18 protein-coding genes and 1 pseudogene are annotated in these 17678 nt (G+C 62.0%); 9 read left to right on the top strand and 10 right to left on the bottom strand.

The genetic code is table 11. The features are described 5' to 3' along the window. Positions 1 to 181: 181 nt before the first annotated feature. The 4 genes from EOB49_RS13355 to EOB49_RS13370 all read left to right on the top strand — a co-directional run bounded on the left by EOB49_RS13355 (position 182) and on the right by EOB49_RS13370 (position 4052). A complete protein-coding gene (locus tag EOB49_RS13355) occupies positions 182 to 403 on the top strand; it encodes a hypothetical protein (RefSeq protein WP_127270071.1) in 222 nt (73 codons plus the stop codon). 253 nt (positions 404 to 656) lie between these two features. After that, positions 657 to 1445, top strand: a complete 789-nt coding sequence (locus tag EOB49_RS13360) for a GGDEF domain-containing protein (RefSeq protein WP_127381232.1) — start codon at positions 657 to 659, stop codon at positions 1443 to 1445. A gap of 284 nt (positions 1446 to 1729) precedes the next feature. After that, entirely contained in the window at positions 1730 to 2692 is a 963-nt protein-coding gene (locus EOB49_RS13365) for a glycosyltransferase (protein WP_127381233.1), read from the top strand. A 133-nt stretch (positions 2693 to 2825) separates the two neighbouring features. Further along, on the top strand, positions 2826 to 4052 hold the full coding sequence (locus EOB49_RS13370; protein ID WP_127381234.1) for an anion transporter: 1227 nt from the start codon (positions 2826 to 2828) through the stop codon (positions 4050 to 4052). A 76-nt stretch (positions 4053 to 4128) separates the two neighbouring features. Here the strand turns inward: EOB49_RS13370 and EOB49_RS13380 are convergent, their stop codons facing one another. Beyond that, positions 4129 to 4716 (bottom strand): TetR/AcrR family transcriptional regulator, encoded by a 588-nt coding sequence (locus EOB49_RS13380; RefSeq protein ID WP_164761626.1) that lies wholly within the window; start codon positions 4714 to 4716, stop codon positions 4129 to 4131. 87 nt (positions 4717 to 4803) lie between these two features. On the opposite strand from EOB49_RS13380, the gene EOB49_RS13385 reads away from it, so the two are divergent. Then, entirely contained in the window at positions 4804 to 5634 is an 831-nt protein-coding gene (locus tag EOB49_RS13385; RefSeq protein ID WP_127319249.1) for a crotonase/enoyl-CoA hydratase family protein, read from the top strand. Between the two features lie 108 nt (positions 5635 to 5742). On the opposite strand, the gene EOB49_RS13390 is transcribed toward EOB49_RS13385, so the two are convergent. The 9 genes and pseudogenes from EOB49_RS13390 to EOB49_RS13430 all read right to left on the bottom strand — a co-directional run. Next, a complete protein-coding gene (locus EOB49_RS13390; RefSeq protein ID WP_127381235.1) occupies positions 5743 to 6051 on the bottom strand; it encodes a cupredoxin family copper-binding protein in 309 nt (102 codons plus the stop codon). An 11-nt stretch (positions 6052 to 6062) separates the two neighbouring features. After that, positions 6063 to 6587, bottom strand: a complete 525-nt coding sequence (locus EOB49_RS13395) for a DUF4142 domain-containing protein (protein WP_127381236.1) — start codon at positions 6585 to 6587, stop codon at positions 6063 to 6065. A 115-nt stretch (positions 6588 to 6702) separates the two neighbouring features. After that, positions 6703 to 7377 carry an RNA polymerase sigma factor gene (locus EOB49_RS13400; RefSeq protein WP_127381237.1) on the bottom strand — a complete coding sequence of 225 codons (675 nt, stop codon included), beginning with the start codon at positions 7375 to 7377 and terminating at the stop codon, positions 6703 to 6705. A 133-nt stretch (positions 7378 to 7510) separates the two neighbouring features. After that, positions 7511 to 8572, bottom strand: coding sequence for an HPP family protein (locus tag EOB49_RS13405; protein WP_127381238.1), 1062 nt, complete (start codon positions 8570 to 8572; stop codon positions 7511 to 7513). A 130-nt stretch (positions 8573 to 8702) separates the two neighbouring features. Beyond that, the gene (locus tag EOB49_RS13410; protein WP_127381239.1) at positions 8703 to 9881 is read right to left on the bottom strand and encodes a cystathionine beta-lyase; all 1179 of its coding nucleotides are present in this window, start codon (positions 9879 to 9881) and stop codon (positions 8703 to 8705) included. 304 nt (positions 9882 to 10185) lie between these two features. Then, positions 10186 to 11340, bottom strand: coding sequence for an MFS transporter (locus EOB49_RS13415; RefSeq protein ID WP_127381260.1), 1155 nt, complete (start codon positions 11338 to 11340; stop codon positions 10186 to 10188). A gap of 41 nt (positions 11341 to 11381) precedes the next feature. Next, positions 11382 to 12302, bottom strand: a complete 921-nt coding sequence (locus tag EOB49_RS13420; protein ID WP_281035282.1) for an NAD(P)-dependent oxidoreductase — start codon at positions 12300 to 12302, stop codon at positions 11382 to 11384. A gap of 12 nt (positions 12303 to 12314) precedes the next feature. After that, positions 12315 to 12872 carry a TetR/AcrR family transcriptional regulator gene (locus EOB49_RS13425; RefSeq protein WP_245472680.1) on the bottom strand — a complete coding sequence of 186 codons (558 nt, stop codon included), beginning with the start codon at positions 12870 to 12872 and terminating at the stop codon, positions 12315 to 12317. Positions 12873 to 13001: 129 nt separating this feature from the next. Beyond that, positions 13002 to 13130, bottom strand: a pseudogene (locus EOB49_RS13430) (transposase); the annotation flags it as partial. A gap of 334 nt (positions 13131 to 13464) precedes the next feature. Between EOB49_RS13430 and EOB49_RS13435 the strand changes: the two are divergent. The 4 genes from EOB49_RS13435 (at position 13465) to EOB49_RS13450 (ending at position 17675) form a co-directional block, all read left to right on the top strand. Next, positions 13465 to 14100 carry a DUF1326 domain-containing protein gene (locus EOB49_RS13435; protein ID WP_127381241.1) on the top strand — a complete coding sequence of 212 codons (636 nt, stop codon included), beginning with the start codon at positions 13465 to 13467 and terminating at the stop codon, positions 14098 to 14100. A 9-nt stretch (positions 14101 to 14109) separates the two neighbouring features. Beyond that, complete coding sequence (locus tag EOB49_RS13440) at positions 14110 to 14955, top strand: DUF2182 domain-containing protein (RefSeq protein ID WP_127381242.1); 846 nt, start codon at positions 14110 to 14112, stop codon at positions 14953 to 14955. 441 nt (positions 14956 to 15396) lie between these two features. After that, a complete protein-coding gene (locus tag EOB49_RS13445; RefSeq protein ID WP_127268988.1) occupies positions 15397 to 16425 on the top strand; it encodes an amino acid ABC transporter substrate-binding protein in 1029 nt (342 codons plus the stop codon). Between the two features lie 62 nt (positions 16426 to 16487). Then, positions 16488 to 17675, top strand: coding sequence for an amino acid ABC transporter permease (locus EOB49_RS13450; protein WP_127268987.1), 1188 nt, complete (start codon positions 16488 to 16490; stop codon positions 17673 to 17675). Positions 17676 to 17678 lie beyond the last annotated feature (3 nt).

The following is a 17678-nucleotide window of genomic DNA, read 5'->3' on the forward strand; positions in this document are numbered from 1 at the left end:
ATCCTGTTCGGTGATGAGGCGTTGGCGTGGCTCGGGCAGCCGCCCGGCGCCAGCGTATTATTTCGTGACTCCGCCTTTTCGGAACCTTCCTGCGCACAGCGCGTTCGGCCCGCTGTATTCGAGGACCCTCATATAAAAGTGGACAGGCGGGAGGCAAACAAGGGTGGGGAGGAGTGTTGCCATGTCGAAGCGAGAAATAGGCATATCTTCGGCTCTGGATCGGCGCATCGCCGATCTCAAGGCCAAGATGCAGGACGCCCGGATCACGGAATATGAAATGAAAACCTTTCAAAAAGTGGCTTCAGCCATGGGAGGCGACGGAGGCTCCCTGCGCCTCGATGCCGACGACCTGATCGCGGCATCCTTTGTCGTCGATGCGCTGAGTGAGTCAACGCTCAACTGACGACGCGGTCTGGTTCGCGCGCCGTTTTGCCCTTGTCCGGCCGGCAATTGGCCCACGCCTTCAAGCTCTGAAACAGGATGGCTGCTTCCAGCGGCCGTCTTGTGGCACGTTTGCGCAAGCCTCTGTCGCAAGTCACCGACCGGGGCTGGCGGGTGGATTTGATTCCGCCGCCCGACAGAAATTGGAGGGAAAGTCTTATCAATTTGTTTGGGTTGGTACGTCATAGTAGCGACGGCTAACGGAGTTGAACGCGATGAAGCTCGATCTGTCGCCGACGAGCTGGGGCAGGGTGATCGCTGTCACGGTAGTCGGTACGGCATTCTTCATTGCCGTGGCGTTCTTCGTCGATTCCTTCAATTTCCCCTATCTTTCGCCCGAGGCCGTGTGGCGGGCGAAGATGACCGACTTGTTGCTGCCTTTGGTGCTGGGCGGCTCGTTTCTGTTTTTCCTGATGTGGAAGATTCGCCAGCTGGCCATCGCGCAGCGCGATCTCAGCGTCATCGCCGCGACAGACAGCCTGACGGCGGTGCTGAACCGTGGCGCCTTCTCTATGCTGGTCGAAGCCTATCTCGAGCAGACCCGAAAGCAGGAGCAGACCCGTTCGGGGGCGCTGCTGATCATCGACGCCGACCACTTCAAGTCGATCAATGACCGCCTGGGTCACGATTGCGGCGACCAGGCGCTCAAACTGATAGCGCAGGCGATCAAAGGGCAACTGCGTGGCGGCGATATCGTCGGCCGCATCGGAGGCGAAGAATTCGGCGTGTTTCTGCCCGGCGTGGACCCCTCGCAATCCTGGGTGGTCGCCGAAAGCATCCGCCGGCGTATCAGGGAGATGGAATTCTCACCCGGCGGCAGGCCTTGTCCGCTTTCCGTCAGCATCGGCGGCACAAGCTTTACCGGCCCGATCACCTATGAGGAAATCTTCTCCGCTGCCGACAAAAGGCTTTACACGGCCAAGTCGAACGGACGCGATCAAGTCAGCTTCGATCCGGCCGGAACGTCTCCGGCGCCTCCGCCTGGGGTTGCCACCGTGCATTGACGGCAGAAACTTGCAGATTATTGGATCGGGAAGCGCAGACCGCTCCTCTACGCTTTCAGAGCTTACAGTCATGTGCAGGAAATCCGATCTTTACGGATAGCATGCCGGCTCGATAGGCCATGGACGGCAACCGCTTGACGGTATATTCCCCCGCATTGGCGATGTTTCGTTGTTGGTAGAAACGGTTCTGACTCCTGAGTTTCTATGCGTTCCGGCCGACTTGCGATCATGATTTTTGATGCTGGCGGGCATGTGGCGGGAACGGTCAGGTAAGCACAGCTATTATGATCCATTTGTTCAACGGCTTTCAGGATCCCTTTGGCGGCAGTGATCTCAAGACCTTGGAACTCTATCGGCTGTTGAGCGCCGATTCGGAAGTGCGCCTTTGGGCTGCGTCATCGAGGGCTTCAGATGAATTAATGCGGCAATTCCCGATACGTCGTATTTCCCCGCTTACGCGAAAAGTTCCGGATGGCGGCACTTACGTCTTTCTCGGAGCGCATTGGCGCAACAAGGTGTGGCCTTACCTGATCCCACGGCCGCGCCGGCTGATTTACGACTTCAACACCCTTCATCCGAAGGTTCTCAACCTTACCACGCGCATGCCTCGGAGCCTGGGATGGCCCGCCGTCGAGATAGTGCTTGTTTCTGATTTCCAGAAGCGATTGCTCCAAATCGAAGGCACCGTGCATCCGTCTCCGATCGAGATCGAACGTTTTTCACCCCGGCGTCTGGCTTCGGATCGTCCGTTCACCGTCGGACGCTTGAGTCGCGACGGGCCGGGCAAACATCATGCCGATGACATACCCCTCTACGAGACATTGCTGGCCGAGGGCACAGCCTTGCGGATTCAGGGCGGGGCAGGGCTCAAGGACAGCCTCATGCCGCATCCGCAACTCGAACTGTTCCCACCCGGCCGATTTTCCGCCGAAGAGTTTCTGCAGACGCTCGACGTGTTTTATTATCGCACCGGTTGGCACGTGGAAACCTTCGGTCGCGTCGTGTTGGAGGCGATGGCCTGCGGTTTGCCTGTGGTCTGCCATTCCCATGGCGGCTATTCCGACCACATAAGGCATGGCGAAAACGGTTTCTTGTTCGAGACGACTGAACAGGCGTTACGCATCCTTGCCGATCTCAAAGCCGATCCGACATTGCGGGCGACAGTGGGAAAAAGGGCGAGGGAGTCCTTCGAGCAGATCTATTCTTCCCAAGCTGTGCGACAGAGGCTGGATTTCTATTTGCGTTAGCCCGGCGTCTGAAACCGTCTGCCCGGCCGGTTTGGCATCCAGCTCGACATCGCGTTAAAGGGTGAGCACCCGAATGGCCTCCGGGTGGGTGGCAGGCTTCGGCGCGGAAACAGACTGGGCAGGACTTCTATCGATGACATTGATGGGCGCGGCGGCACTGCTGATCCTGATCCTGACTTACGCCGGTGTCGCCATTGGCCGCATCCCCGGTCTGCGCCTCGACCGGGCAGGGATCGCGCTGCTCGGCGGGGCCGCGATGATCGCCATCGGCGCGCTCAGCATGGAGGATGCCTACCGGGCGATCAATTTCGACACCATCACGCTTCTGCTCGGCATGATGATCGTGGTGGCGCATCTGAAAGTGTCAGGCGCCTTTCGCGGCCTTGGCGCCATCGCCATCGAACACGCGCACGCCCCCTTCATGCTTTTGGTGATGGTGACGCTGCTGACCGGCGTGCTGTCCGCCTTCCTGGTCAACGACGCCATCTGCCTCGTCATGGCGCCGATCGTCGTCCATGTCACCCGGGTGATCAAGCGCAACCCGATCCCCTATCTGATCGCCACCGCCACCGCGTCGAATTGCGGCAGCGTCGCTACCATCACCGGCAATCCGCAAAACATGGTCATCGGCGCGCTGTCGGGCATTTCCTATCCGGCCTTTTCGGCAGCGCTGGCTCCGGTCGCCCTTTTCGGCCTCGTCGCGGTCGTTGTCATCATTCGCATCGTCTACCGGGCCGAATTCGCCCGAACGGTCCAACTGACGCCCGAGGTCTCGCGTGGCCGCATGCACAAGGGGCAGGTGCTGAAGGCGGTGGTGGTTTGCATCGGACTGGCAATCGCCTTCTTCGCCGGTGTGCCTGTCGCCAAGGCCGCGCTCATCGGCGGCGCCATCCTCTTGCTTACCCGGGCGATCAAGCCGGAACGCATCTACCGCGAGATCGACGGTCCGCTGCTGTTCATGTTCGCCGGTCTGTTCGTGGTCGTCGCCGGCGCCGAAAAGACGCTTCTTTCGCCAGACATGATCGCCTCGGCAAAGAACCTCGGGCTGGACGATGTCTGGCGTCTGTCCGGATTCACCGCGGTGCTTTCCAACATCATGAGCAATGTCCCGGCCGTGCTGGCGCTGCGGCCTTTCATACCCGGCCTGGAAAACCCCGAGCGCGCCTGGCTGGTCGTCGCCATGAGCTCGACACTGGCCGGCAATTTCACGCTGCTGGGTTCGGTCGCCAATCTGATGGTCGCCGAACAGGCACGCGCCGCCGGCACGACGCTGTCGTTCGGCGCTTTTTTCAAGGTCGGCTTGCCGCTGACGCTGATAACGCTGGCCGCCGGCACCGCATGGCTGGCGTTTGGGTTCTAATGCATGTCGCCCAAAAGTGGCCCCGGTTTTGGCGCAACGACATGCATAAAACCAAAGGCTTAAAGCGCGTCGCGCTTTAGACCTGGCTGCCTGAAATCCGCGCCCGCACCAGCGTCGCCGCGGCGCGGCCGGCGGCCTCGATGTAATCGGGGTTGCGGTGGATCAGCATGATCGAAAAGCAGCCGTCGATCAAAAGCACGATCTCGCGTGCCAAGGCAGGCGGCTCGCCGACGCCGTGGTCCGACAAGGCGCCGGCCAGCCATGTTTCGAAATTCAGCTTGTGCCGCGCGCCGACCTTGACCGCCGGATGTCCGGGCATCGAGGCGAGTTCGGCGGCCGTGCGCAGGAAGCCGCATCCTTTCCATTTCGGGTGACGAGCGGACCTCGCCAGATTGGTGAAGATCGCCTCGACCTTGCGATCCGCGCCGCCTTCGGCGGCATCGAACCAGCCGGCCATCCGCCTCAGATTGGGTTGGTCGCGGCCATCGAGATAGGCGGCGATGAGGTCGTCCTTGCTCTTGAAATGGTAGTAGAGCGTGCGCTTGGTGAGACCCGCTTCCTCGGCGACGGCATCGACGCTGACGCGACCGATTCCTTCGGCATAGAAGAGCCTGGTCGCGGCATCGACAATACGTTTGCGTGTAGGACTTTGCGTGTCAGGCATGAGCTTAGGTATACCGACTAGTGAATATACACAAGCGGAAAGGGGCATAGTCTTCCGGTCATCAGCATGATGAAGAAGGAAGAGCCAATGACCGATCTTGTCCTCAACGAAACCCGGGATGGGATTGCCATCCTCACCCTCAATCGGCCGGAGAAGCTCAACGCCTTGAACTATGCCCTGATCGATCGCCTGCTTGCGATCCTTGACGACATTGAAGTCGATGACAGCGTTCGTGCGGTCATTCTGACCGGTGCAGGGGAGCGGGCGTTTTCGGCCGGCGGCGACATTCACGAGTTCTCGGCCAGCGTGGCGCTCGGCGTAGATGTCGCGATGCGTGATTTCGTCATGCGCGGGCAACGGCTGACGGCGAGGCTGGAAGCGTTTCGCAAACCCGTCATCGCTGCCGTCAACGGCATTGCCTTTGGTGGCGGCTGCGAAATCACCGAGGCGGTGCCGCTGGCCATCGCCAGTGACCGCGCTTTGTTCGCCAAGCCGGAAATCAACCTCGCAATGCCGCCGACCTTCGGTGGAACCCAACGCCTGCCGAGGCTCGCCGGGCGCAAGCGGGCGCTGGAGTTGCTGTTGACCGGTGACTGGTTTGCGCCGCCGCGGGCGCTTGAGTTGGGTCTCGTCAACGAGGTTGTGCCGCATGCCGAATTGATGCCGGCCGCGATCGGCCTGGCCAGGCGTATCCTGCGGCACTCCGATCTGGCGATTGCCGGCATCCTCACGGCAGTGGCGCGCGGCCTCAACCAGAGCATCGCCGAAGGTTTGCTGGTCGAGGCCGAGCAGTTCGCCCGCATGGCCCCGACCGCTGATCTGCGCGAAGGGCTGAATGCCTGGATGGCACGCCGCGAGCCGGGCTATGACGGCTCGTGGACGCATATCGCGCGTCCCGACGAGGCCAGGCGAGCCTGAAGCGGGTCGCCTGAAAGGCCAGGCGACTCGCTTCAGCTCTTTGTTTTTATGCATGTCGTTCCCAAAACCGAGGTCACTTTTGGGCGACATGCACTCGTTGGCGTTGGATCAGGGCACCACCACCAAACGGCCTTTCATGTTGGGGTGAAAGCGGCAGAAATAGTCGACCGGTCCCGCGGCCTTCAATGTCAGGCTTGCGGATTTCTTCGGCGGGATCATCACTTCCCAGCCGCCTTTCACGGTGGCCGTGTGGGCGAACACATCCTTGTTCACCCACTCGATCGTGTCGCCGACCTTGGCCTCGACGGTGGCTGGCGAGAACACCAGCCTGTCGATGATGACCTGGATGGTTTCTGCTCGCGCCGGAACGGTACCGACGGCCAGCGTCAACGCAATCCACAGATGGCGTTTCGGCATGCTCCCGGTCCTTACTTGAGCCTGCCGGCGACGTGCTCGGCGTGCTGCTCATGGCCCTGGAAGATCTTCAGGCCGGTTTCCAGCAGGCTCTTCAGTTCGGCATTCTGCGCCGACGGGATCAAAAGGGTTTCGAGCGCGCCGTTGACCTGCTTGTGGTAGGCCACCTCCTTGTCGACATAGGCCTTGTCGAAGGCAGCGCCGTCGAGTTTGGCGAGCTTGGCCCGCTCCTCCGCCGCAGCTTTGGTCAGCGCCTGGCTGGTGGCGTTGTCTTCCGGCGTGACCTTGAGCTTCTTCACCAGATCGAGCGCCTGCACGTTCACGGCTTCGTGGTCGCGCACCATGTCGTTGGCGAAATCCACGACCTCCTTGGTCTTCGATTTTTCGATGGCCAGCTTGGCCGCTTCAACATCGATGACCCCGGCCGTATAGGCGATGTGGGCGATCTGCGGATCGGTTGGCTTGTCGGCGGCTTGTGCGAACGGGGCGGTGCCGAGCAGCAGCAGGGCGGCGAGCGCGGCAGTGTGTCGGATGGACATGGCATCTCCTTCGCCGGACGCTGAAAATCTCGCCGGACTGTGTTTTCGGTTGACGGTCATTGGATGCTGGCCAGCGGCAAACGTTCCCGCCAAAATCAATTGAATCCGGTGAGGCTCAGCTTTCCAGCCCGAGCCGCCGCATGACCGCGCTGGTCAGTCGTTCGCAACGCCGGCCGGCGAAGGGGAAGGCATCGAGCAGCACCGGCCCGATCTGATCGTCCAGCGCCTTGCGCACGAGGGCGCGGGCGCGGTGCAGCCTTGTCTTGACGGTTTGCGGCCGCACGCCGAGGAGATCGGCGGTCTCCTCGATGCTCAGCCCCTCGATCACCCGCGCCACGAACACCGTCCGGTAGACGTCGGGAAGGCTGTCTGTGGCCTGTTCGACCAGTTGGAGGATCTGCCTTTGCGCCATCGTCCGTTCCGGATCGTCGCTGGGGTGGAGGGGGAACCGGATGATCTCGGCTTGCGGATTTTCCGGCATTGCCACCGTTCGGCGCCTTTTGCGCAGGCGGCCGAGCGCCTCGTTGATGACGATGCGCGACAGCCATGTGGCGAGCGAGGAGTCGCCGCGAAACGCATCGAGATGGGCGAAAGCCTTGAGGTAGGCCTCCTGGACGATGTCCTCGGCCTCGCTGTCATTGCGCACGACGCCGCGCGCGATCCGGTAGAGCCGCTGATTATGTGTCTTGATGATGGTGCGGAAGGCGTCGCCGTCGCGCGCCAGCGCGCGGTGCACAAGCTGCATCTCGCCTGGCACAGCGGAAGGCACGGCCGTCAACACAGCAGGCATCGCCAGTTTCCTCAACCCAATCTCCGAACCAAGATTCTCGATCGGGAGATTGGACGCTGTCGCCGGCAAAAGGTTCCCGAAGATTTTCTGCCGGGCCCGGCGGCCGCTACCCTACAGTGCGAGCGAAGGCTTGTCAGGCAGCCTGCAGGCGCGCCGTGGCCGCCAACAGATCGGTCTGGGTGATCAGCCCGAGAATCCGCTTGTCGTCGTCGACGATGATGACCGCATGGCTGCGGCCGTCGGTGAGCACCGGCAGCAGACCCATGGCGGCAAAGCCTGCGGCGGCTGTTGCCGCGGGCGATATAACGGATCCGACCGTCCCAAAGGCCTGGGTGAGTTCGCGCAATCCCACGGTCCCTGCCAGCCTGGCTTCAGCATTGACGACCGGCAGGGTCCGGATGTTGTGGTCAAGCAGCAATTGGCGCGCCGCCTCGGTCGAGGTGTGAGCATCGACCGAGATGACATCGCGCGACATGATGTCCTCGCACAGAAGGGTCTTGTGCGCGCGCACCATCGCCTGCAATTCGACCTGCCGCAGCAGCCGGTCGAGATCGTTGCGATCGATATCGAACGTCTCGTCGAGTGCGCCAAGCGCGGCATCGATGTCTTCGGAGCGGAAGCCGACGCGCAGTTGCGCCGGCGGATCGCCGGTGCCGTGGCTGTTCGCCGGCGCTGCAACCGGCACATGCGGATAATTGCGCCGGGCCAGCCTGTGGAAGCCGTAGCCGAGCGCCACCAGCAGGATCGAGTTCAGCCCCACCGGGACGAATGGAAACAGGAAGCCGGCGCTGATGACGGCAGGCCCTCCCAGGACCGCGGTCAGCGCGGCCGCTCCGCCCGGCGGATGCAGGCAGCGCGTGAACGACATGGCGGCGATGGCCAGTGCCACCGCGATGCCGCTGGCAAGGGCGGTTTCGTGGATGAAATGCGCCACGATCACGCCGACCAGCGCCGATATCGTGTTGCCGCCGATGATCGACCATGGCTGTGCCAGCGGACTGGCGGGCACGGCGAACAGCAGCACCGCCGACGCTCCCATCGGCGCCACCAGCAGCGGCACATGCGGGCCGTCGCCGAGCACAAGGCTGGCGATCACGCCGGTGAGTGCAATGCCGATCGTCGCGCCGATACAGGCGACGAGACGCTCGCGCAGCGTCGCGCCGGCAAGAATGGGAACAAAAAGGCGGAAAGCCATGGGGTCGAAAACTCTGCCGGTATTCCAGGGGAAGTCGAAAATGTGCTGATCGCACCGCAATGACGCGGCATCGTTGAATTTGAAAGCCAAACTGATCCGGCAAACCGCAATTTTGGGGAATAGAATTCCGCTACGCAGCCGCCGCGGCGGTCAGGCCGCGCGAGATGTCGCCCTTCAGGTCGTCGACGTCCTCGAGGCCGATCTGCAGGCGGATCAACGGACCCTCATAGGGCGCTTTTGCAACGACGCGGTCGCCGAGCCAGACCGGTACGGCAAGGCTCTCATAGCCGCCCCAGGAATAGCCGAGGCCGAAGATCCGCAGCGCGTCGAGAAAGGCGTGCTGCTGCTTCTGGCCGCCACCGGCAAGAACGATGGAAAAGATGCCGCTGGAGCCGGAGAAATCTCGCTTCCACAGAGCGTGGTCCGGATGGCTGGGCAGGGCCGGGTGGAGCACGCGCGCCACGCCCTTCTGGCCCTCGAGCCAGGAGGCGATGGCAAGCGTACTGCGCTGATGGTGTTCGAGGCGCACGCCCATGCTGCGCAGGCCACGCAGCACCTGGTAGACGTCGTCGGGCCCGGCGCAACAGCCAAGCGTGCAGAAGCTCTCGTAAAGATGCGTCCAGCAGCTCTCATTGGCCGACACCGTGCCGAGCAGCACGTCGGAATGGCCGGCCGGGTATTTGGTCGCCGCATGGATCGAGATGTCGACACCGTGGTCGAGCGGACGGAAATAGAGTGGCGTCGCCCACGTATTGTCCATCATGACGATGGCGCCCGCGGCGTGCGCCGCCTTGGCGATAGCCGGGATGTCCTGCACCTCGAACGTGTTGGAGGCCGGCGATTCCGTGAACACCACCTTGGTGTTGGGCTTGATCAACGCCGCGATGCCGGCGCCGACATCGGGGGCGTAATACTCGACCTCGACGCCCAGCCGCTTCAGCATCGTGTCGGCGAAATTGCGGGTCGGATGATAGACGGTATCGACGATCAGCAGATGGTCGCCGGCCGAGACGAAGGCGAGCAGCGGCACCGTCACCGCCGCAAGGCCCGACGGCACTACGATCGTGCCTGCCGAGCCTTCCAGCGCGTCTATGGCATGGGCAAGCGCATCGGTCGTCGGTGTGCCGCGCGTGCCATAAGTGTATTTCTGGGTGCGCGCCGCCATCGAAGCCGCGTCGCGAAACAGCACGGTCGAAGCATGCACCACCGGCGGATTGACGAAGCCGAAATAGTCATGCGGATTGTTGCCCGAATGGGCAAGCCGCGTGTTGATGCCCATCCCGCCGTGCTCGCTGCCGTCCTTCGCCATTCTGCGTCGCCTTGTTTGACAAGCCGCTAGCCATAGTGCGGCGCTATGGACCGTGCAACAGCCACCGCCCGCCAGGAGGCGGACTTCGATATGCCAGTTCGTCGCGGCAAAAACAGCGATGCTGGGATGCAGCGTGACCCCAACGGTGTGCATCGTCGGCAACTGCGCTAGCCCGAATCATCTCGTAGGGCGGGGTTTCCATGCACGTTGCTCGCACTGTTGTAGTGGTTGCTCTCAGCACAGCGCTGACGGGTAGCGCGGCGAACGCTTGCATGGGATGGCTGCAACGATAACGCTGGCGGCTCTATCGCGGGCCGTCGCTCGGGCGTTCCGTCTGATGACAAATCAGCGCGATGATCGGGAGAGCCAAGCCGACCGATGACGCGAGCGTCCAACCTCCTTGCGCATAGGTCCATCCGCCAACAGCGGAGCCAATCGCACCACCAGCGAAAAAGGTTGCCATGTAGAGGCCGTTGAGACAGGAGCGATATTCGGCTCCTAGCGCATAGATGGCGCGCTGTCCGAGCGTCACATTAGCTGCCACCCCGAAATCGAGCAGGATCGCCGCCGCAACCAATAGACCGAGCGCCAGTGCCGAGCCTTCGACGGCAACATGGGTCATCAGGAAGGCGCACGCGACGGCCAGCATAGCGAAGGTCGTTGCGGCGCGGCTCCAGCCCCGATCCGCCAACCGACCGGCAATCGGCGTAGCAACGGCTCCAGCGACACCGGCCAGCGCGAACAGCGCGATGCCACCTTGCGACAAATGGAACGCCGGTCCCGCCAGCAATAGCGGTGTCGTCGTCCAAAACAGGCTGAACGCGCCAAACAGACAGGCGTGATACAATGCGCGCCGTTGCAGAATCGGTGTCGCCACCACGAGATGTCCCATTGACGCCAATAGGTCACCATAGCGCAGTTTCGATACTGGCACGCGCAGCGGAAGCCTGCAGGCGAGGACAGCCGCCAGCCCTGCCATGATGACGGCAGACAGATAGAAGACGACGCGCCATGACGAGAGTTCGGTAATCAAGCTCGCAACGGGCCGGGCGAGCATGATGCCGAGCATCAACCCGCTCATTACATTGCCAACGACACGCCCCCTGATCGCTTCGGGCGCCATATGTGCCGCGTAAGGGACAAGGACCTGCACCGCCACGGAGCCGATCCCGATCAGCAAGGCGGCGGCCAGAAAGGGAAGCGCGTGGGGCGCGGCTGCCGCGCCAAGCAGTCCGGCTATAGCCACGATGATCAATGCGAGCGCGAGCTTGCGATTTTCAACCAGATCACCGAGCGGCACGATGAGCAACAATCCCAACCCATAGCCAATCTGCGTCAGCGTAACGATCAGCCCTCCGGCTCGTGGCGAGAGGCCGAGGGCAGCGCCTATCGGACCGACAAGGGGTTGGGCATAATAAATGTTGGCGGCGATCAGCCCGGATGCGCAGGCCAGCAGCATGGAAAGCCCGCGCAAGGAGGATGGCGCCTCTGCTGCTATGGTCACTGCTGCGCTGCGCGGCGCGTGGAAACACGCGACAGCGCGGCCCAATCCAGATGGCCTTCGCCGTGCGCAACGCTATCGAGATGATTGTCGCGGAGAACGCTGCCTATTGGCATCGGGACGTTGACCTTCTCCCCGGCTTCCAGAGCGAGACGCACATCCTTCAGACCAAGCGTCAGCCTGAAGCCGGCCGGCTCGAAGCGATCCTCCGCAATCGCCCCGCCATAACCCTTGTAAACGGGTGCGGCGAAGATCGTGGATGTGATCAGATTGACGAAATTGCCCTTGGGGACACCATAACCTTGCGCGAGCGCCACTGCCTCGCCCATCGTCCCGATGGCACTGCCGATCATGAAATTCACGGCTAGCTTGATGGCGTTGGCCTGTTCGGGCTGGTTTCCGAAACACCATGTCTTCTGCCCAAGAATATCGAACAGCGGCTGTACGCGTCCCAAAGCTTCAGCATCACCTGCCGCAAGGATGTTGAGCTGACCAGCTTCGGCCACGTTCACCCGCCCGAGAACCGGAGCCGCGACATACCCGACGCCCTTTTCCCGGTGCAGTAGCTCCATCACGTTCGCGAAGGCGACCGAGACTGTCGCCATGTTGATGTGGATCGCGCCCGGCTTCAGCGCGTCCAGCACCTGGCCGTCGATGACGACGGCGCGCGTGGCCGCATCATCCGCGAGCATGGAGATGAGCACATCCGCGCCTTCGGCCGCCTGGCGTGGATCGGTTCCTATCTCGGCGCCGAGCGCGGCAAGAGCGGCAACCGGCTCTTGCGAACGGTTCCACACCCGGACCCTGTATCCGGCTTTGACAAGGTTTGCGGCCATGGGTTTGCCCATGGTTCCCAGGCCCAAGAATCCAATCTGCATCACGGAGGCGTCCTTCATAATTCGGAAATTTCGTTTTCTAATTGAGGAAGAAAGTTAGTGGAGTGACTTGATGGCGATGTCCACGACAGCTTGCATGTGGTCCCGGCTCCGCCCGGTCTTGCCGACCACCCGCATACCCTGCACGAGACAAAGCATCATGCGGGCAGAAGTTTCGCTATCGACATGAGAAGGGATCGAGCCATCGTTCTGCCCTTGACGGACGAGGTCCGTCAGCAGGGCTTCATTGCGTTCCAGCTCAGTCGTGATATGCCGCGCCACTTCGAGGTCGAAGGTCGAGATTTCGGCGGCGCTGCCGACGACGAGGCATCCTTGCCGTCCTTCCTCCCCATGTGCGGACTCGACGTAAAAACCGAGCGCCCGGCGAAGTCGCTCCAGCCCGCTTCCGCTGTCGCCGATGGCTTTGCGCAACTTCTCTGTCCTTATCGAGCGGTAGCGCTGGAAGGCAGCTAGAAAGACGCCCTGCTTGTCCTTGAACGCCTTGTAGATGCTGCCCTGTGCGAGGTTCATCACATGGGTCAAGTCGGTGATCGAGGTGCCGTGATAGCCACGCTCCGAAAATACGCGCACAGCCCTGTCCAACGCGATGTCCATGTCGAACTCGCGGGGTCGGCCCGGCCTTCGGGATGTGGATACGGATGCAAGTGCAGCCCTTTTCATCCTTGATATATAGGAAATGATCGTTTCCGATTCAAGAGGCTCTAGGCTGTAGTGACAATTTAATCATTTGAGCCAGAGTATGATGGCTGCGAGCTTGCCGAAGCCGAGGAAGTTGGCGGCTATTTTGTCATAGCGCGTTGCGATGCGGCGCCACTGCTTGAGCTTGGCGAAGAAGGCCTCGATGCCCCAGCGGTTCGTAGCTGGGTCACTGGCGCAAATCAGCACCATAGTTAAAAATGTACTATAGTTGAGGTCATGGAGTCAAGAAAAAATTCCTATCATAGCGACACGCAAGCTGCCGACACTGCCGAACTGGCTGCCGCCAGGCCATTTGTTGACCTGGGGTCGGAGCCCTATCTCCGCCTGCCTATTGTGGGCGGCTGTGAACGGTATATGATCGTCGGCTAATGTTAATCGCCGGATTGCTTCGATCAGATGCTGCCGGATGGTTGCTGCCGGTTGACTTCTGGTCCTCCACGATCCGGATCGCGCTCACGAAGCGTGAGCGCGGCCAGGGAGGAATGCCATGCCGGACGTCAAATGGGCCATGAAGGCGAGCGAATTCATCAACTGCAACTGCGCCTATGGCTGCCCGTGCCAGTTTAACGCCATGCCGACATACGGATTCTGCCAGGCGGTCGCCGGCATGGAAATCGAGAGCGGCCATCACGGCGACACCAAGCTCGACGGGTTGCGGTTCGTCGGGATTTTCAGCTGGCCCGGCGCCATACACCAGGGCGGGGGTGAAGCCGCGGTGGTCATCGACGAGAGGGCGACGGAAGCCCAACGTGGCGCGCTGCTTCGCATATTGGGCGGTCTGGACACCGAGCCAGGTGCAACGATATTTCAGGTCTTTTCGACCACGCTGGAGAAATTCCACGATCCGATCTTCGCGCCGATCGAATTCAAGATCGACGTCGACGCGCGAACCGGTCAGCTGCATGTCGAGGGTATAACCGACGGTCGCGGCGAGCCGATCCGGAATCCGGTCACCGGCGCCGCGCACCAGGCGCGCATCGACTTGCCGCACGGCTTCGAATACGCGATCGCCGAGGTCGGGCGCGGCTGGACCAAGGCGACGGGCCCGATCAAGTTCGAACTGGCCGATACGCACAGCCATTTCGCCAATCTGCATCTTACGCAGAGCGGCATCGTGCATTGACCTGATCCAATGGGCGATACGGCCCTCGAGGCGGTGCTGAGGCGCGATCGCGTGGTCGTGATGGCCGCGCTCGTCGTGATTGCCGTGCTCGCCTGGGCCTATGTGCTGTGGCTCGCCGCCACCATGGTCATGCCCGGCTCCCCCTTGTCGGACGGCGGAGGCGGCGACATGGCCGGCATGGATATGGCCGGCATGGATATGGGCGCCGCCATGGCGCCCGGCTTCCGGCCCTGGGCATTGGGCGATTTCGCCTTCACCTTCACGATGTGGGCGGTGATGATGGTCGGCATGATGACGCCGTCGGTCGCGCCGATGTTGCTGCTCTATGCCGGTGTCGGCCGCAAGGCGCGGGCGGATGGCCGGCCCATCGCCTCGACGGGATGGTTTTTTGCCGGCTATCTCGCCGTCTGGGTCGTCTTCAGCCTCCTGGCGACCGGTGCGCAATGGCTTCTCGCCCGTCTAGCCTTGCTCGATCCCTCGATGGCGACCGGCAGCGCGATCCTCGGCGGCCTCGTTCTGATCGCCGCCGGTCTCTATCAATGGACGCCGATGAAGGGCGTCTGCCTGCGCCAATGTCAGGCGCCGATCGCGTTCCTGGCCGGCCATGGCGGATTCCGTTCCGCTCCGCTCGGCGCGCTTCGGCTGGGCATCGATCACGGCGCCTATTGCCTGGGGTGCTGCTGGGCGCTGATGGCTCTGTTGTTCGTCGGTGGCGTCATGAACGTGCTGTGGATCGCCGGCATCGCCATCCTTGTTCTGCTGGAGAAGACGGTGCCGACCGGGCAGCTGATTCCGCGCGTTTCAGGCGCGTTGATGGCCGCCATCGGGATCTGGATCGTCTTTCAAGCCTTTTGAGAACAGTCTTCGTCGGCGGTCTGTATTGGTATGCAGCCGTCAGTAAATTGTCAGATGACAATCCTGGGACCTGGTAGTTCGTCGCACGCGGAGGTCAACAACGACGAGCTATTGCCCGGGATGGATTTCGCTGCCGCGGCCCGTATTGGCCCCGCGTTGGCGTTGCATGAGATTTGCCGCCTTTATTAGCCCTGCTGGCTAAATCGCGGGCGTGTTTGTCTGTAAATCGGGCATTTGCGGCAATCGGTTTTCAAACTCTTTGGGTTTCGGTCATTTCCCTTGACCTCACAGGAATTATCGCCTTCGATGACATTTGTGAATGGGAGGCGGCGCGTCGGTTACGATGCGGGGTTTCGGGAATGGGCCGGGATGAAGCCGCGTTCACACGGGAGAAAAAAATCAGGATTTACTCCTGAAAACAGAGAAAAGGGTCTGTGGGTCATGAAACACATTGCTATCGGCATTCTAGGCGCCGCCACGCTTGGATTGATGGCGTCCGCCGCGTCGGCGGCCACGCTCGACACCGTCAAGGCGAAGGGCTTCATCCAGTGCGGCGTCTCCACCGGCCTGGCCGGCTTTTCGGCGCCGGACGACAAGGGTGACTGGCAAGGCATCGATGCGGATTTCTGCCGCGCTGTCGCGGCCGCCGTCTTTGGTGACGGCTCCAAGGTCAAGTTCACGCCGCTCAGCGCCAAGGAGCGGTTCACCGCGCTGCAGTCGGGCGAGATCGACATCCTATCGCGCAACACCACCTGGACCATCAACCGCGATACGGCGCTTGGCCTGAATTTCATCGGCGTCACCTACTATGACGGCCAGGGTTTCATGATCAACGCCAAGAAGCTGCCGGGCGTCAATTCGGCATTGCAGCTTTCGGGCGCGGCCGTCTGCGTGCAGAGCGGCACCACCACCGAGCTGAACCTCGCCGACTACTTCAAGGCCAACAAGATGGAGTACAATCCCGTCGTCTTCGAAAAGCTGGAAGAGGTCAACGCCGCCTATGATGCCGGCCGCTGCGACGTCTACACCACCGATCAGTCGGGCCTCTACGGCATCCGCCTGACGCTGGGAGCGCCGGCCGACCACGTCGTGCTGCCCGAGATCATCTCCAAGGAGCCGCTCGGACCGGCCGTTCGCCAGGGCGACGACCAGTGGTACCACATCGTCAAGTGGACCTATTTCGCGCTGCTGCAGGCTGAAGAGCTCGGCATCACCAAGGCCAATGTCGAGGAGATGAAGAACTCGGCCAGTCCCGAGATCAAGCGCGTGCTCGGCCAGGAAGCCGATACCAAGATCGGCACCGATCTCGGCGTCTCCAATGACTGGGTGGTCAACATCGTCAAGGCCGTCGGCAATTATGGCGAAATGTTCGAGCGCAATGTCGGCTCGGGCAGCCCGCTGAAGATCGCGCGCGGCATCAACGCGCTGTGGACAAAGGGCGGTCTGCAATACGCGCCGCCGATCCGCTGATCGAAATGTGATCCGGGAGGCAGATCATCTGCCTCCCGGTTTCTCTTTCCAGGGACGGTCGAATGGCATCGCAGGAAGTACTTCGCGAGGAGCCCAGCCGCGGTTCCTTCATCAACGATCCGAAAATCCGGGGCATATTCTTCCAGGTGCTGGTCGTCGTGCTGCTAGTGGCGGGCGTCTGGTGGATCGCCCACAACGTCATCGACAACCTGACGCGGCTGCGCATCGCTTCAGGCTTCGGCTTCCTCAAGGGCCGCGCCGGCTTCGACATCAGCGAGAGCGCGATCGCCTATTCATCGGATTCGACCTATGGCCGCGCGATTCTGGTCGGCCTCATCAATACCTTGATCGTCGCCATCGTCGGCATCATCACCGCGACAATCATCGGCTTCGTCATCGGCATCGGCCGGCTCTCGCAGAACTGGCTGATCAGGAAGATCTGCACGGTCTATGTCGAGGTTTTCCGCAACATCCCGCCGCTACTGGTCATCTTCTTCTGGTATTCCGGCGTGCTCGCCGTGCTGCCGGCGCCGCGCGACAGCATCGGTTTGCCGTTCGGCTCCTTCCTCAACCAGCGCGGTTTCTATTTCCCACGCGCCGTATGGGGCGACGGCTCATGGCTGATCTTCGTCGCCCTGCTCGTCGGCATCGCCATGGCGTGGTTCGTCGCGCGCAAGGCGCGGCAACGGCAGATGGCGACCGGCCAGCAATTTCCAGTGTTTTGGACGTCCACCGCGCTGATCGTCGGGCTTCCGCTGCTCGCCTATGCGCTGAGCGGCTTTCCCTTGAGCTTCGACTACCCGAAGCAGTCGACTTTCAACCTGACCGGCGGCTTCCAGGTCCGGCCGGAGTTCCTGTCGCTTTATCTGGCGCTGTCCTGCTATACCGCCGCCTTCATCGCCGAGATCGTGCGCGCCGGCATAAGGGGTGTCAGCGCGGGCCAGACGGAAGCTGCCGGTGCGTTGGGCTTGCGGTCCGGATCGATCCTGCGGCTGGTCGTCGTGCCGCAGGCCATGCGCATCGTCATTCCGCCGCTGACCAGCCAGTATCTCAACCTGACCAAGAACTCGTCGCTGGCCATCGCCATCGGCTATCCGGACCTGACGGCGACCGCCGGGACGGTGCTGAACCAGACCGGCCAGGCCGTCGAGGGCGTGGTGATCATGATGGTGATCTACCTCGCCATCAGCCTCCTGACCTCGCTTGTGATGAACTGGTTCAACGCCAAGATGGCGCTGGTGGAGAGGTGAGGT

This window comes from Mesorhizobium sp. M7A.F.Ca.MR.148.00.0.0, from assembly GCF_003997735.1.
In the GTDB taxonomy this organism is placed as follows: Bacteria; Pseudomonadota; Alphaproteobacteria; order Rhizobiales; family Rhizobiaceae; genus Mesorhizobium.

Bases quoted from the DNA above. Each gene is read 5' to 3' on its own strand.
- EOB49_RS13355 (WP_127270071.1), top strand. From the start codon at position 182: ATGTCGAAGCGAGAAATAGGCATATCTTCGGCTCTGGATCGGCGCATC.
- EOB49_RS13360 (WP_127381232.1), top strand. From the start codon at position 657: ATGAAGCTCGATCTGTCGCCGACGAGCTGGGGCAGGGTGATCGCTGTC.
- EOB49_RS13365 (WP_127381233.1), top strand. From the start codon at position 1,730: ATGATCCATTTGTTCAACGGCTTTCAGGATCCCTTTGGCGGCAGTGAT.
- EOB49_RS13370 (WP_127381234.1), top strand. From the start codon at position 2,826: ATGACATTGATGGGCGCGGCGGCACTGCTGATCCTGATCCTGACTTAC.
- EOB49_RS13380 (WP_164761626.1), bottom strand. From the start codon at position 4,716: ATGCCTGACACGCAAAGTCCTACACGCAAACGTATTGTCGATGCCGCG.
- EOB49_RS13385 (WP_127319249.1), top strand. From the start codon at position 4,804: ATGACCGATCTTGTCCTCAACGAAACCCGGGATGGGATTGCCATCCTC.
- EOB49_RS13390 (WP_127381235.1), bottom strand. From the start codon at position 6,051: ATGCCGAAACGCCATCTGTGGATTGCGTTGACGCTGGCCGTCGGTACC.
- EOB49_RS13395 (WP_127381236.1), bottom strand. From the start codon at position 6,587: ATGTCCATCCGACACACTGCCGCGCTCGCCGCCCTGCTGCTGCTCGGC.
- EOB49_RS13400 (WP_127381237.1), bottom strand. From the start codon at position 7,377: ATGCCTGCTGTGTTGACGGCCGTGCCTTCCGCTGTGCCAGGCGAGATG.
- EOB49_RS13405 (WP_127381238.1), bottom strand. From the start codon at position 8,572: ATGGCTTTCCGCCTTTTTGTTCCCATTCTTGCCGGCGCGACGCTGCGC.
- EOB49_RS13410 (WP_127381239.1), bottom strand. From the start codon at position 9,881: ATGGCGAAGGACGGCAGCGAGCACGGCGGGATGGGCATCAACACGCGG.
- EOB49_RS13415 (WP_127381260.1), bottom strand. From the start codon at position 11,340: ATGCTGCTGGCCTGCGCATCCGGGCTGATCGCCGCCAACATTTATTAT.
- EOB49_RS13425 (WP_245472680.1), bottom strand. From the start codon at position 12,872: ATGGACATCGCGTTGGACAGGGCTGTGCGCGTATTTTCGGAGCGTGGC.
- EOB49_RS13435 (WP_127381241.1), top strand. From the start codon at position 13,465: ATGCCGGACGTCAAATGGGCCATGAAGGCGAGCGAATTCATCAACTGC.
- EOB49_RS13440 (WP_127381242.1), top strand. From the start codon at position 14,110: ATGGGCGATACGGCCCTCGAGGCGGTGCTGAGGCGCGATCGCGTGGTC.
- EOB49_RS13445 (WP_127268988.1), top strand. From the start codon at position 15,397: ATGAAACACATTGCTATCGGCATTCTAGGCGCCGCCACGCTTGGATTG.
- EOB49_RS13450 (WP_127268987.1), top strand. From the start codon at position 16,488: ATGGCATCGCAGGAAGTACTTCGCGAGGAGCCCAGCCGCGGTTCCTTC.